This is a genomic window from Thioclava sp. 'Guangxiensis', from assembly GCF_045348365.1.
Lineage (GTDB): Bacteria > Pseudomonadota > Alphaproteobacteria > Rhodobacterales > Rhodobacteraceae > Thioclava > Thioclava kandeliae.
The window spans coordinates 392,043-405,284 of record NZ_CP155822.1 but is presented as its reverse complement, the minus strand read 5'-3'; the positions used below and the strand labels follow the sequence as shown (position 1 = coordinate 405,284).

Below are 13,242 nucleotides of genomic sequence, written 5' to 3'. Positions count from 1 at the left end.
CCAAGAATAGATCAATATTTAGACAAATCATATAGGGCCACGGGGATGCTGAGAATATGTGCGTATATGTAGCGACCCCAGTTCTTGCACCGCTCTGCCCCTCGGGCTAGGGGAAGGGGGACTGAAAAGGAGAGACGGATGTTCACCGGGATCATTACCGATATGGGCGAAGTTCTTGCGCTGGAACAGCAGGGTGACCTCTGGGCGCGGATCGGCACCTCTTACGATGTGGATACGGTGGATATCGGGGCCTCCATCGCCTGCGACGGGGTCTGCCTGACCGTGATTTCCAAGGGTAAGGACCCGCAGGACTGGTTCGATGTGCAGATCTCGGCGGAAAGCGTCGCCAAGACCAATATCGGACGGAATTCATGGCATGTGGGCCGCCGCCTGAACCTCGAGCGCGCGCTCAAGGTGGGCGACGAGCTGGGCGGCCATATCGTGGCGGGCCATGTCGATGGCGTGGCCGAGATCGTGTCGATCCGTGACGAGGGCGACAGCTCGCGCTTCACCTTCCGCGCACCCGATGATCTGGCCAAGTTCATCGCGCCCAAAGGCTCGGTGACGCTTAATGGCACGTCGCTTACCGTGAACGAAGTGTCGGGGGCGGAATTCGGTGTGAATATCATTCCGCATACCAAAGAAGTGACAACATGGGGCACGGCCAAAGCCGGCGACCCGATCAATATTGAGATCGATACGATGGCGCGTTACGTCGCGCGCCTGCAGGAGTGGAACGCATGAGCGAGATCAAACCCGTGGACAAATCCGGCACCCATGATGTTCCGGGCCCCGTCGAGGAAAGCTATCGCGATGCGATCTCCTCCATCGAGGAGATCATCGAGGATGCCCGTAACGGGCGCATGTATATCCTTGTCGACCACGAGGACCGCGAGAACGAGGGCGATCTGTGTATCCCCGCCCAGATGGCGACCCCCGATGCGATCAATTTCATGGCGACCCATGGGCGCGGGCTTGTCTGCCTTGCGCTGACCTCGGACCGCGTGGATGCGCTGGGGCTGCCGTCCATGGCGGCCTCCAACAGTTCGCGTCAGGAAACCGCGTTTACCGTCTCGATCGAGGCCCGTGAGGGGATTTCGACCGGTATCTCTGCACATGACCGCGCGCGCACCGTATCGGTGGCCATCGACCCGATGAAGACGGGCGAGGATCTCGCCTCGCCGGGCCATGTGTTCCCGCTGCGTGCCCGCGATGGCGGTGTGCTGGTGCGGGCCGGCCATACCGAAGCCGTCGTCGATGTCTCGCGTCTGGCGGGCATGAACCCTGCCGGTGTGATCTGCGAGGTCATGAAGGAAGACGGCACCATGGCGCGTCTCCCCGACCTTATCGCCTTCGGCCAGAAATACGGTATCAAGATCGGCACGATCTCCGATCTGATCGCCTATCGCCGCCGCTACGACAACCTCGTGACCGAAACCGCCCAGAAGCCCGTGACCTCGGTCCATGGCGGCGATTGGGCAATGCGTGTCTTCACCGACGATCTGGAAGGCGCCGAACATATCGTGCTGTCGAAGGGCGATCTGACGGGTGAGGCGCCGGTTCTCGTGCGTATGCATGCGCTCGATCCGCTGGGCGATGCGCTGGGTCTCGTTCCGGGCCGCGAGGGCGATATCGGGCGTGCGCTCGATGCGATTGCCGCTGAGGGCCGTGGCGTGTTCGTGGCGCTGCGCGATCCGGGCATGAAGCTGCCGCTGGTTGATGAGGGCAGCCCCAACACGCTGCGCCAATACGGCCTGGGCGCGCAGATCCTCGCGGCACTGGGCCTGTCGAAGGTCGAGCTGCTGACCAATTCCCCCCTTCCCAAAGTCGTCGGGATCGATGGCTACGGGCTCGAAATCTGCGCGACGCGTAAATACTGATAGGACAAGACGATGGCCGAATCTGAGACCCATTACACCCTTCCGGCGCCGAGCTTCGACAAGCCCGTGCGGATGCTGATCGTGGTGGCGCCCTATTACAAGGAGATCGCGGATCACATGGTGAAGGGTGCGCGCGAGATGGCGGAAAGCTGTGGCGCGGTGGTCGATATCGTCGAGGTGCCCGGTGCGCTGGAGATCCCGACCGCGATCAAACTGGCCGCGCGTATGGCCGATTACGACTGTTTCACCGCTCTGGGTTGCGTGATCCGCGGCGAGACCACGCATTATGACACGGTCTGCAATGACAGCTCGCGCGCGATCCAGCTGATGGGGCTCGAGGGTATCTTGATCGGCAACGGCATCCTGACGGTCGAGAATTACGATCAGGCCGAGGTGCGCGCCAATACCGCCAAGGCGAACAAAGGTGGCGGAGCTGCTGCTGCGGCCTTGCATTTGCTCGCTCTATCGCGCAAATGGGCGAACCGGACAAAAGGGATTGGCTTCCGCCCGCAGGGCGAGTCGGTCCGCATTGCCGGTGAAGCCGAAGGAACCAAGACCGCATGACCGAAGATATGCCCGCCGAAAAACCGCGCAAACCCTCGCTCGAGGAAAAGCGCCGGATGAAATCCGCAGCACGGCTCTATGCCGTGCAGGCCCTGTTCCAGATGGAAGCAGGCGGTCAGTCTGCGGATAAGGTGCGGGCAGAGTTCGAGAATTTCCGCTTTGGGGCGGTGATCGACGATGTCGAGATGTCGGAAGGAAATGTGGATCTGTTCCGCCGGATCTTGGATGACGCGGTAATGTGGCAGGGCAAGATCGACAAGGCCACCGATAAGGCGCTGCTGGAGAGCTGGCCGCTGAACCGGATTGATTCGGTTTTGCGTGCGCTCTTCCGTGCGGCAGGGGCCGAGCTGGTCAATCCGGCGACTCCGCCGAAAGTAGTGATCAACGAATTCGTGGAAGTGGCTCGCGCCTTCTTCCCCGATGGCCGCGAACCGAAATTCGTGAATGCCGTCATCGACAATATGGCCCGCCAGCTGCGCGACGATATGGCCTGAGCCGTTGCAGGACGGGCTGCAAGAAGGGGCTGCGGCCCCTTTTTTCATGCCTGCATGCGGGAAGTGTTGTCCGAATAATAAGCAATTTGAGAATCGCCTCTTGGTTTTTGGAAACGATGCGTTACATTGAATGTAACAACTAGAGGACGCGCCCATGCTTGTTCTGCTCAACACCCTCGTTTCTTCTGCAACAGAGCTCGTTTCGGGCCTGACTGGGTTATTCCGGCATGATGGCCGGTCCGGTCACGGGATGCGCGCGCAGGATCTGCAGTTGCAACCGGTGCGCGTCCGTGCCGATGCACCGACGAAGCTCCAGCGCCAACTGCGCCGTTAAGTTCACCGGTTTTCAAATCAAGAGGCGTGCCCGAGGGTGCGCCTTTTCGCGTTTTGGGCTTTGGGCTAAGCTGTCGGCATCAGGGGAGGTCTTTCATGATTACCATTCTGCGCGAACATCCTGTTCAGGAAAATCTGGCGCTTCTGCACAAGCGCCATTTCGATGCGATGCATGCCGACACGCCGCCCGGCTCCATCCATATGCTGCCGCCCGATGCGCTGGCCGCGCCGCAGATCCGGTTTTTCGTGATGCGCGAGGAAGGCCGTGCCATCGGCATGGGGGCGTGGAACCGCCATGGACCCGATCTGGCCGAGCTGAAATCCATGCATGTGCTTTATGAGGAGCGCGGCCGCGGGCTGGCGCGGATGATGCTGCGCCACCTTCTGGCCGATGTGGCGGAGGCAGGGATCCGCGAGGTGCGGCTGGAAACCGGTGCGCAGGCCAGCTTCCAGGTTGCGCGCAGCCTCTACGAGACGGAAGGCTTCACGCGATGTGCACCTTTCGCCGACTATACCCTTGATCCGATGAGCGTCTATATGGCGCTGAGCCTGCCGGTCGCGGTGAAAACCTAACCGCTTGCCGCACCTCGAAATTGGCGGGGCAAGATGCACGGAGCGGATTGCAGCTTCGCGATTGTCACGCTATCAAGGCGTCAATGGCCCCTTAGCTCAGCTGGATAGAGCATCCGCCTTCTAAGCGGACGGCCGAGGGTTCGAATCCTTCAGGGGCCGCCACTTCCATTATTTCGCAGTCTCCGGCGCGGTCTCCTCCAGCAGATCGTCGATCGAGATACCACGCTTTTCGGCGGCCTCGCGGGCGGCCTCGCGGATGGCGGGGCTACGGCGCAAGAGCTTGCGGAACCGTTTGTCATCCAGCTCCAGAATCGTCGAGGGCGCGATGGCACGCACATCGGTGCGCCGCGGCTTGCCGGTCAGCAAGGCCAGTTCGCCGAACATATCGCCCCGTCCGAGGCGCGAGATCTGCCCCGCCGTTTCCAGCTCGACCGCTCCCGAGGCGATGAAAAAGACCGAGCGGGCATGGCTTTCCTTGCGCATGATCTTGTCACCCGGATCGAAATAGCGCGTGCGCAGGCTGCGGCCCAGAGGTTTGCGGATACGTTCGTCCAAATCTTCGAACAGCCGCATCCGGCGCAGGATGTCGGCCCGCTGCACCTGCAGGTCCAGCATCGGGCGTTCCTCGGCCTTCAGGCGGCGTGCAGAGATATCCTGCATGAGCGAGGTGAAGACCTCCTCGGAGATCAGTCCGTCCTCGTGCATCGTGTTGTATTCGCGCTCTTCCATCCGCAGGGCAGTGCGGCGGATCAGGCGGCGCTCGAGCTCTTCGGCATAGCCCGGATATTGCAGGCGCAGACCGTAGAGCGCGGTTTCCAGCGCCTCCACACGGCGCGCGAGCAGCTCGTGGAGCAGGTCGGCCACGCGGCGGCCATGGATGCGGCGGATGCGGGCATCGATGAACGCATCCAGATCGCGCAGGATCATGCGCTGTGACAGGAGCCTTTCGAACCGGTCGGCGGTCAGCAGGGCAAGCGGCATCGAGAAGCGCAAGCGGTTGTGCAGGAAATTGGCGATCCGGAAGGCGCGCCCGTAATCAATGGCGCTGCGGGCCGCGCGCTGGTAACCGGTCCGGCCTTGAGCGCGTGCGCCTTCGATCAGATGGTCGGTCTGGCTGAGTGCGGCCTCGCCGATACGCGACGAGATCGAGCGGTCGCGCAGGCGGCTTAGCACCTGTTCGCGCTCGAACCCTGCCAGCGCGATCAGACCCAATGTGATCCGGTCGCGATCCAGAATATTGGCACCGGCTTCGGCGGCCCGCACGACAGAATCCAGCCTCTCGCCGAAGCGCTTCGCCTCGGCGCGGATGATCTCGTGGTTGAGGTTGTAGTTCTCGCTGGATTTGGCGACATCCTCGCGCACGGTCTGTAGCGAGACGGCGATGACCTGATTGGCCAGCGCCTGATCGAGCGGCGAGAGCTTGTCGAGCCCCAGCTTGCCGATCACGCTGCGCAGGGTCGTCCCTTGGACGATCAGGGTGAACAGGGTGAAGCCCGTGGCAAGGATGCCGACAACGCGCTTGATCTCGACGGGCACCAGAGCGTTCTCGGTCACGGCCAGTGCGAGCGCCAGCGTTACCGCGCCGCGCAACCCGCCCCAGAGAATGGCCACGCGATAGGGCCGCTCGACCGGCGGCGAGAGGCGCAGAAGCGTTAGCACCGGCAGCAGTCCCCAGAGGATCACCGCGCGCGCGGCGATGGCCGCCATGACGACCACACCGATCAACAGGAAGTCGGTGACAGTAGTGCCTTCGAGAAGCCGCGGGATCAGGAGCGCGGCCAGAATAAAGATCAATGCGCCAGCCCAATGGGCCACCAGATCCCAGGTCTCGCGCATGTTGGTCCATGTCTGCGGCTCGATCCGGCCGGGCCCCGCGAGGTTGAGCGTCAGACCTGCGGCCACCACGGCGATCACACCGGAGGCCCCGATCAGCTGTTCGGCGATAATATAGGACAGATAGGGGAGGGCGACCGAAACCGACATCTGCGCCAGCTCGTAACGGGGAAAGAGCCCCATGATGCGCAGGCCGATCTGCGACAGCACCCAGCCGGTGGCGGCGCCGCCCGCGATCAGCATCGGGAAGCGGCCCAAGGCCTCGCCCAATTTGGGGTCCGGCACGCCCAGCATCACATAACCGATGAAGAGGCCGAAGAGCGCGATGGCGGCGGCGTCGTTCAGAAGGCTCTCGCCCTCGATGATCCGCGCCAGCCGCTGCGGGGCCGAGAGCGAGCGGAAGATGCTGACCACGGCCGAAGGATCGGTCGTGGAGACAATCGCGCCGACCAGTAGACAGGCAGCGAGCGGCAGCGAGGAGATATAGGAAAGCGCGTATCCCACCGAAAGAGTGGCCACCACGACGGCCACAACCGCCATCACGAGGATCGGCACCCAATCATCCATCATCCGGCGCAGGTTCATGCCCAATGTTACCTGGAACAGCAGGAGTGGCAGGAAGATATAGAGGAAGACATTGGCACGGATCGGCAGGCCGAGGATCGCCTCGGCCACGGGATTGAGCGCATCGGTCAGCGTGGTCTGTAAAAAGAAGATCGCCGCCGAGCCGATCAACATGCCCAACGCGGCGATGATCACCGAATAGGGTAGCCGCAGGCGGGCGGCGAGAGGCTCGGCCACGCCGATCACGAAAAAGAGTGACGCGATAATCGCGACAATAATGACGATATCCATGATCGGAAACTAGCGGCTCGGAGAGGAAAGGGAAGGGGCTGACATGAAACAGCCGCCGGAAACCGGCGGCTGTTTGCGTAGTATCGGAGAGAGGCGATTACTCGCGGTTCCCCATAAAGTTCAGGAGCAGCATGAACAGGTTGAGGAAGTCCAGATAGAGGCTCAGCGCGCCCATGATGGCAGCCTTGCCAAGGAAGTCCTCGCCCGAATGTGCCATCTCGAGATAGGTAGTCTTGATCTTCTGCGTGTCATAGGCGGTCAGACCCGCGAAGATCAGCACACCAAGAACGGACACGGCGAAGGCCAGAGCCGAGCTCGCGATGAAGATATTGACGATCGACGCCACGATCAGGCCGATCAGACCCATCATCAGGAACGAGCCCATCGGCGACAGGTCGCGTTTGGTGGTGTAGCCATAAAGCGAGAGCGAAGCGAAGGCGATCGCGGTCACGAGGAAGGTCTGGGCAATCGATACGCCGGTGAAGACGAGGAAGATCGAGGAGATCGATGCGCCCACAAGCGCCGCATAGACCCAGAAGACCAGCTGTGCCGCACCGACCGACATGCGGTTGATCGTGGCCGAGAACAGGAAAACGACGGCCAGAGGCGCCAGCATCACCACCCATTTCAGCGGCGAGGTATAGAGCAATGCGCCGAACTGCGTCAGCATGGTGCCATTGCGCATGGTGCCGACCGCGGCGGCCGGATCATTGGTCATTGCAAGGCCGGCAAGCGCCCATGCCACTGCCCCGGTGATGAGCATCGCTGCCGACATCAGCCCGTAGACCTTGTTCATGTGTGCGCGCAGACCTGCGTCAATCTGCGCCTGACGCGCGCCGGTCGCGGTGCGCATCGTGTTAAAACCAGCCATCAAATCCCTCCATGAAGTGGCATGCGCCCTCAATGGCGCTCTTATCCCTGCCGATATTGGCAGACCATGCTTCCATTTCAAGATAGCGCTTGGCGGCTTTATGCGGAAAACGACCAAATAAACGTGGTAATTTTTGATGACGGTTTAAAAACTGCTGCCATCGATGGCGATCACGATCTTGCCGGTCGACTGTCGGTTGCGTAGCAGCTCCAGCGCCTCGCCCAAACGGGTGAAGGGGAGCCGGTGGGAGACATGCGGGCGCAGACGGCCCGCCGCGTGATCGCGCAGCACCTCATCGAGCGAGCGACGGAAGGCTTGGGGGGCGATTTCGCGGTATCCGCCCCAATACAGCCCGTGGATCGAGATATTCTTGACTAGCGCGTGATTGAGCGGGAGCGCCGGTGGGGTGCCCCCCGCAAAGCCGATCAGCAGAAAGCGGCCGCCACGGTTCAGCGCGCGGAAGGCCGCCTCGCCAAGTGTGCCGCCCACGGCATCATAAACCACATCAACCCCGCCCAGAGCCTTCAACCCTGCCTTGAGCCCGCCTTGTTCTCCGGCCGTATCGCTGTCGATGGTCTCGGCCGCACCTGCCGTTCGGGCGATGGCGCATTTCTCCGCACCGCGCGCCACGGCGATCACCCGTGCCCCCAGTTGCGCCCCGATCTCCACGGCGGTCAGCCCGACGCCACCTGCCGCACCGATTACCGCAAGCGTTTCTCCGGCGCGCAGGCCCGCCGTGTGGGTCAGTGCGAGATGGGATGTGCCGTAGGTGATGAGGAGCCCGGCAGCCTCGTCATAGGGGGTGTCTGGCGGGAGCGGGATGCAGGCGGCTTCCGGAAAGCTGCCATATTCGGCCAGCCCGCCCTGTCCTGCATAGACGGCGACCCTTGTGCCGAGCGGAATGGTGCAGCCGACCCCGCGCCCCACGACCTCGCCCGCACATTCCAGCCCCAAGGTGAAGGGCGGGGCAGGGGTGTCCTGATACCGGCCCTGCATCATCAGCAGATCGGCGAAATTCAGCCCGCAGGCATGGATACGGATCAGCAGCTCTCCCGCTTCGGGCTCGGGCCTTGCGCAGGGGCGGTGCTCGGGCGGGCGCGCGAAATCGACGACTTGGAAGGCGGTCATCTGGGGCATCGGATCTCTCCTGTAACGGGGGCCAGACTAGCGGCTCCGCGCGTTACGACAAGTCGTCAGGTGATTCGCGAAAGAATATTTCCATAACAAGAACCTTTTCAATTTCGCATTTTGCGATGCAAATTGCGAAACATCCTGAGGATGATACAGTTTCGCAAGGCTCGCTTTAAGCATTGGAACAAAAAATTTTAAGAAATTGGCCTGAAGATTAACTTCGTTTAGTCTTTTTATACTAATTTTGACGACCTTTTGTGAGGAAATGCCGCCCTATGCGTGTGTCGACGTGATAGGTTCCTATTTGTAGTGTTGTAAGGACGATTGAATGAAACACCCAGTTGATGCCCATGTAGGTAAACGTATTCGCCATCGTCGCTGGATGATCGGCGTCACGCAGCAGCAGCTCGCGGACAAGGTTGGAATCAAGTTTCAACAGATTCAGAAATACGAAACCGGCATGAACCGCGTTTCGGCATCGCGTCTTTGGGACATCTCCGAAGCTCTCGATGTTCCGATCTCCTTTTTCTTCGAAGGTCTGGACGGTCAGGTCGACAAGAAGGAAGTGGAAGGCGACATCCTTGCCGACAAGGAAGCTCTGGCGCTCGTCCGCTCCTACTACGCAATTCCCGAAGAACAGCGCCGTCGCCTTTTCGATCTGGCAAAAGTGCTCTCGGCTTCTTCTGCAGCCTGATTCACCCATATCGGCTGTCCGGCCTTCCACGGCCGGACGGCAATTCGCGGCTCCTGCCTTGACCTTGTGAAACGTGCTGGCTACCGCTTGCAAAACAGCGGGAGAATAGCATGAGCGCGTCACACGATCTTTCCTCCAATGACATCACCGCGCTGACGGAGCTCGCAGGGCGGTTGGCAGATGCGGCCCGACGCGAGACGCTGGCCCGTTTCCGGCCCGCAGGCGGTATAGCCGCCGCCAACAAAGAGGCTGCGGGCTTCGATCCGGTGACCGAGGCCGATCGCGCAGCCGAAGCGGCGATGCGCGAGATCCTTGGCCGTGAACGTCCCGAAGACGGGATCTATGGCGAGGAACAGGGGCAGTCGCTAGGCACGAGCGGCTATGTCTGGGTACTCGATCCGATCGACGGCACACGGGGCTTCATGTCCGGCACGCCCACCTGGGGAGTGCTGATCGGGCTCGCGCGGGTGGTTGATGGCGCGCTCGGCGCGCCGTTTCTCGGGATCGTGGACCAGCCCTATATCGGCGAGCGGTTCATCGGCGGTCCGGGGATCGCCAGGCTGATCGGACCGCATGGCGAACAGGATCTCAAAACGCGTAGCGCGGCCACCGATGCGCTCGCCGACGCCGTGCTCTTTACGACATTCCCAGAGGTCGGCACCCCCGAGGAGGGCGCGGCCTTCAAGCGCCTGTCCGCGCAGGCCAAGCTGACGCGTTATGGAATGGATTGCTATGCCTATGCGCTTCTTGCGGCGGGGCAGATCGATCTGGTGGTCGAGGCACAGCTGCACCCTTATGACATCCAAGGCCCGATGGCTGTGGTCGAGGCCGCAGGCGGGATCGTCACCAACTGGCAGGGGGGGGCGGCGCATCTGGGGGGGCAGGTGATTGCCGCCGCCAATCCCGAGATCCATGCCGCAGCTCTGGCTGTGCTGAACGGCTGAGCCAATCCCCCCTGCATGTCCGACATGCAGGGGGGATATCTTTATTTCCAGCAGCTTACATGCACCACCATGCCCTGCACCTCGCGTGTCAGGTCTTCGGTGGCAAGCGCGCCATGGGGCTCCGCGGCTTCGGGCGGGGTGCCCATGCTTGCCATCGCATCGGCCATCGGTTGCGCCTGTAGGGCCAGCGAGAGATCCTTGGGCAGCACCTTGTCGCCTGTAGCTTTGGGCAGCACTATCCCGATCACCGCGCCGGAACTGTCCAGCACAGGTCCGCCCACATCGCCGGGCAAGGTGCGCAGGGTCAGGCGGGCGAGCGACGGATTGGTATTTTCCAGCCCCTTGAGGGCCGCCAGCGTGCCGAAGCTCAGCACCGGCGCTGACATCGCCTCCGGATAGGAGAAGCCCGCCGCCGCGATATCGGAGCCCACAGCCGCGCCCCCCGTCTGGAAGCGCGCGACCGTTTTCGGCGCGAGTGGCTTGTCGGGGCTCAGCAGCGCCAGCCCCAGCGCCTTGTCCTGCGCCTTCAGCGTGGCCGTGCCATCCTGGATGGTGATCCTCTTGCAGCTGTCGATACCGGCAGCAGCGGTGGCCACGGTGCCGCGATCATCCACATAGAAGCCCGAACGTGAGAAGACGGGTTTGCGGATGTCGGTCCCGCGTGTCAGGTCTTCATGGCTGACGGTCATCGGTTTGCCCAAGGTCGGGTCCAGTGCCTGATTGCCGATGGGAGCAAAATTCTGTTCCATTGCGGCCAGAACGCGCCTGCGCTGTGCCATATCGCCATCCGCTGGCCAGATCAGGGTGAAGCCCTTGATCAGGCCGTCCGAAAGCGTGGCTTGCGTGTAGGAGATGACTTTGTCGTTGCGTCCCTCGATATGGAATCCCGTGGCTTCGAGGGCGCGAGGCCCATCGGCGGGCACGGCATCGAGCGTCTGCATCACCTTGTAAAGGGCGGCCAGCGCATCGGCATCGCCCTTGCGCGAGATCAGCAGCGCCGTGACACCGGAGCCGTCTTTCGGACCATATTGCACGAAGGGCGCGTCATATCCTTTGAACGCGACAAGCGCCTCGGGCAGGGCGATACGGATGCCGGCATCGCTGTTTTCCACTACCGCCAGCCCGAGGGCCGCACGTTCGGTCTCGACCTCGTCCAGAAGGGCGGCCTGCTGGGTCGAGGATAGTACCCCCGTTGGTTCATCGCCCTGCGCGCGCTGCCATTCGGCGATGGAGCTCCGCGTGCCCGGCCCGAACGAGGCATCGAGCGCGCCCTTGTAATAGCCCTGCCATGTCAGCGCATCCTGAATGGCCATCTTATCCGCGCGCGACAGGAGCTGTTCGAGGCGCCGCGATTCGGCCAGTGTTTCCCCTTGCGGCGCGGGAGGTGCCGCCGTTTCGAGGGCTTGTTCGGGCGTGGGCGCTGGTGCGGCTGCAGCTTCGCTCGGGCCGGTGACGGTATCGATTCCGGTCTCCGGCACGGTGTCATCGGGCAGGGCGGTCGTGTCGACGGTGCCAGTGGTCACGCCGGAGGTGATGGGCGCATCCGGAGAGGGTTCGCCGGCAGAAGGCTGGGCGGGAGACGGCTGGGCCGCGGGGGCCTGCAGGAAACGTGCGCCCACGGGCCAGAACTGCGCGCCATAATTCGTGCCTTCCGTCACATAAGCATCCGAAGGGATCAGCCCCTCGCGCTGGAGCGCGCGGCGGCGGTCATTGGCCGCGTCACGGGTTTCGAACGGGCCGATCGAGATCGCATACCAGCCGGTCGACATCGAGAAACCGGACAGATCGGGTAGGCTGGACCAGCCGCGCGCCGATTGTTCGGCCTGTGCCAGAGAGGGTTGCGCTTCGATCTGCAGCCAGACGGGAGCGGCCCATCCGGCACCGGCCCAGACCATGCCCGTGAGACCCGCGCCCACCAGCGCTGACACAGCTTTGCGCATAACCCTCATTATAAAACCTGCCCTGTTCAAAATTGCAAAGTTGTCGCAAATTAGCAGGCTTTTGTCCCGCGTCATCCCCCAAAGCCCATGTCACAGTATGACGTCGTGACGTTGTTGCACGTTGACCCCGCTTGCGGCCTTGCCTATCAGGCATAGGCAAGTTTCGATGACAGATCCGTCTGGGAGAGTTCGCATGTCAGATGCCACCGCCACCAAACCCGCCGCGCCGCGGTCGTTCCAGGAGATTATCCTGCGACTGCAAGCCTATTGGGCGGGTAAGGGCTGCGCGATCATGCAGCCCTATGACATGGAAGTAGGGGCGGGCACCTTCCACCCCGCGACCACGCTGCGCTCGCTGGGGTCCAAACCTTGGGCCGCCGCCTATGTGCAGCCCTCGCGCCGTCCGACCGATGGCCGCTATGGCGAGAACCCCAACCGCCTGCAGCATTACTACCAGTATCAGGTGCTGATCAAACCGAGCCCGCCGGATCTGCAGGAGCTCTATCTGGGCTCGCTGCGCGCGATCGGGATCGATATCGACCTGCATGACATCCGTTTTGTGGAAGACGACTGGGAAAGCCCGACGCTGGGCGCCTGGGGCCTTGGCTGGGAAGTCTGGTGCGACGGTATGGAAGTGTCGCAGTTCACCTATTTCCAGCAGGTCGGCGGCCATGATTGCCACCCCGTTTCGGGAGAGCTGACCTATGGTCTGGAGCGTCTGGCGATGTATGTGCTGGGCATCGATCATGTGATGGACATGCCCTATAACGACCCCGACGCGCCGATCGCGCTGAAATATGGCGATGTCTTCAAGCAGACCGAGCAGGAATATTCCCGCTGGAACTTCGATGTGGCCGACACCGATATGCTCTTGCAGCATTTCAAGGATGCCGAGGCGGAATGCGAGCGTATTCTGGCCCAGGCCGATGAGGATGGGGCCGAGCGCCGGATCATTATGGCCCATCCGGCCTATGACCAGTGTATCAAGGCCAGCCATCTCTTCAACCTGCTGGATGCGCGCGGCGTGATCTCGGTCACCGAACGTCAGGCCTATATCGGGCGGGTGCGGGCGCTGGCCAAGAAATGCGCCGATGCCTTCGTGCGCACGCCTGCAGGCGGCGCCGTCTGAG

The 13,242-nt window shown here is 62.3% G+C and carries 13 protein-coding genes and 1 tRNA gene; 10 read left to right on the top strand and 4 right to left on the bottom strand.

Annotated elements, in window-relative coordinates; translation table 11 throughout:
* The first annotated feature begins 138 nt into the window (after positions 1 to 138).
* From ABEB22_RS01895 to ABEB22_RS01865, 7 genes are all read left to right on the top strand, one after another.
* Positions 139 to 744, top strand: coding sequence for a riboflavin synthase (locus tag ABEB22_RS01895; protein ID WP_350937818.1), 606 nt, complete (start codon positions 139 to 141; stop codon positions 742 to 744).
* Positions 741 to 1,880: a 3,4-dihydroxy-2-butanone-4-phosphate synthase gene (gene ribB, locus ABEB22_RS01890; RefSeq protein WP_406870709.1), complete on the top strand. Its 1,140-nt coding sequence runs from the start codon at positions 741 to 743 to the stop codon at positions 1,878 to 1,880. The genes ABEB22_RS01895 and ribB overlap by 4 nt, the downstream gene beginning before the upstream one ends.
* Before the next feature lie 12 nt (positions 1,881 to 1,892).
* Positions 1,893 to 2,444, top strand: coding sequence for a 6,7-dimethyl-8-ribityllumazine synthase (locus tag ABEB22_RS01885; protein ID WP_339112008.1), 552 nt, complete (start codon positions 1,893 to 1,895; stop codon positions 2,442 to 2,444).
* Entirely contained in the window at positions 2,441 to 2,938 is a 498-nt protein-coding gene (gene nusB, locus ABEB22_RS01880) for a transcription antitermination factor NusB (RefSeq protein ID WP_339112009.1), read from the top strand. Before ABEB22_RS01885 ends, nusB begins: the two co-directional genes overlap by 4 nt.
* A gap of 154 nt (positions 2,939 to 3,092) precedes the next feature.
* Entirely contained in the window at positions 3,093 to 3,272 is a 180-nt protein-coding gene (locus tag ABEB22_RS01875; protein ID WP_339112010.1) for a hypothetical protein, read from the top strand.
* Between the two features lie 95 nt (positions 3,273 to 3,367).
* Positions 3,368 to 3,844, top strand: a complete 477-nt coding sequence (locus ABEB22_RS01870; RefSeq protein ID WP_339112011.1) for a GNAT family N-acetyltransferase — start codon at positions 3,368 to 3,370, stop codon at positions 3,842 to 3,844.
* A gap of 85 nt (positions 3,845 to 3,929) precedes the next feature.
* Positions 3,930 to 4,006, top strand: a tRNA-Arg gene (locus tag ABEB22_RS01865).
* 6 nt (positions 4,007 to 4,012) lie between these two features.
* Here the strand turns inward: ABEB22_RS01865 and ABEB22_RS01860 are convergent.
* From ABEB22_RS01860 to ABEB22_RS01850, 3 genes are all read right to left on the bottom strand, one after another.
* Complete coding sequence (locus tag ABEB22_RS01860; protein WP_406870708.1) at positions 4,013 to 6,532, bottom strand: cation:proton antiporter; 2,520 nt, start codon at positions 6,530 to 6,532, stop codon at positions 4,013 to 4,015.
* Between the two features lie 97 nt (positions 6,533 to 6,629).
* Positions 6,630 to 7,403 (bottom strand): Bax inhibitor-1/YccA family protein, encoded by a 774-nt coding sequence (locus tag ABEB22_RS01855; protein WP_339112013.1) that lies wholly within the window; start codon positions 7,401 to 7,403, stop codon positions 6,630 to 6,632.
* Between the two features lie 144 nt (positions 7,404 to 7,547).
* The gene (locus ABEB22_RS01850; protein ID WP_406871164.1) at positions 7,548 to 8,531 is read right to left on the bottom strand and encodes an NADPH:quinone oxidoreductase family protein; all 984 of its coding nucleotides are present in this window, start codon (positions 8,529 to 8,531) and stop codon (positions 7,548 to 7,550) included.
* A gap of 331 nt (positions 8,532 to 8,862) precedes the next feature.
* Here ABEB22_RS01850 and ABEB22_RS01845 point away from each other — a divergent pair, with 331 nt between their 5' ends.
* Together ABEB22_RS01845 and ABEB22_RS01840 are read left to right on the top strand one after the other, a co-directional pair.
* On the top strand, positions 8,863 to 9,228 hold the full coding sequence (locus tag ABEB22_RS01845) for a helix-turn-helix transcriptional regulator (RefSeq protein ID WP_339112015.1): 366 nt from the start codon (positions 8,863 to 8,865) through the stop codon (positions 9,226 to 9,228).
* A gap of 110 nt (positions 9,229 to 9,338) precedes the next feature.
* Positions 9,339 to 10,172: an inositol monophosphatase family protein gene (locus tag ABEB22_RS01840; RefSeq protein WP_350937826.1), complete on the top strand. Its 834-nt coding sequence runs from the start codon at positions 9,339 to 9,341 to the stop codon at positions 10,170 to 10,172.
* A gap of 41 nt (positions 10,173 to 10,213) precedes the next feature.
* Here the strand turns inward: ABEB22_RS01840 and ABEB22_RS01835 are convergent, their stop codons facing one another.
* A complete protein-coding gene (locus ABEB22_RS01835) occupies positions 10,214 to 12,112 on the bottom strand; it encodes a trypsin-like peptidase domain-containing protein (protein WP_406870707.1) in 1,899 nt (632 codons plus the stop codon).
* A 193-nt stretch (positions 12,113 to 12,305) separates the two neighbouring features.
* On the opposite strand from ABEB22_RS01835, the gene ABEB22_RS01830 reads away from it, so the two are divergent.
* Positions 12,306 to 13,241: a glycine--tRNA ligase subunit alpha gene (locus ABEB22_RS01830; RefSeq protein WP_339112018.1), complete on the top strand. Its 936-nt coding sequence runs from the start codon at positions 12,306 to 12,308 to the stop codon at positions 13,239 to 13,241.
* Position 13,242 lies beyond the last annotated feature (1 nt).

Excerpts from the sequence above, each read along its gene's own strand:
- ABEB22_RS01895 (WP_350937818.1), top strand. The coding sequence starts at position 139 with ATGTTCACCGGGATCATTACCGATATGGGCGAAGTTCTTGCGCTGGAA.
- ribB (WP_406870709.1), top strand. The coding sequence starts at position 741 with ATGAGCGAGATCAAACCCGTGGACAAATCCGGCACCCATGATGTTCCG.
- ABEB22_RS01885 (WP_339112008.1), top strand. The coding sequence starts at position 1,893 with ATGGCCGAATCTGAGACCCATTACACCCTTCCGGCGCCGAGCTTCGAC.
- nusB (WP_339112009.1), top strand. The coding sequence starts at position 2,441 with ATGACCGAAGATATGCCCGCCGAAAAACCGCGCAAACCCTCGCTCGAG.
- ABEB22_RS01875 (WP_339112010.1), top strand. The coding sequence starts at position 3,093 with ATGCTTGTTCTGCTCAACACCCTCGTTTCTTCTGCAACAGAGCTCGTT.
- ABEB22_RS01870 (WP_339112011.1), top strand. The coding sequence starts at position 3,368 with ATGATTACCATTCTGCGCGAACATCCTGTTCAGGAAAATCTGGCGCTT.
- ABEB22_RS01860 (WP_406870708.1), bottom strand. The coding sequence starts at position 6,532 with ATGGATATCGTCATTATTGTCGCGATTATCGCGTCACTCTTTTTCGTG.
- ABEB22_RS01855 (WP_339112013.1), bottom strand. The coding sequence starts at position 7,403 with ATGGCTGGTTTTAACACGATGCGCACCGCGACCGGCGCGCGTCAGGCG.
- ABEB22_RS01850 (WP_406871164.1), bottom strand. The coding sequence starts at position 8,531 with ATGACCGCCTTCCAAGTCGTCGATTTCGCGCGCCCGCCCGAGCACCGC.
- ABEB22_RS01845 (WP_339112015.1), top strand. The coding sequence starts at position 8,863 with ATGAAACACCCAGTTGATGCCCATGTAGGTAAACGTATTCGCCATCGT.
- ABEB22_RS01840 (WP_350937826.1), top strand. The coding sequence starts at position 9,339 with ATGAGCGCGTCACACGATCTTTCCTCCAATGACATCACCGCGCTGACG.
- ABEB22_RS01835 (WP_406870707.1), bottom strand. The coding sequence starts at position 12,112 with ATGCGCAAAGCTGTGTCAGCGCTGGTGGGCGCGGGTCTCACGGGCATG.
- ABEB22_RS01830 (WP_339112018.1), top strand. The coding sequence starts at position 12,306 with ATGTCAGATGCCACCGCCACCAAACCCGCCGCGCCGCGGTCGTTCCAG.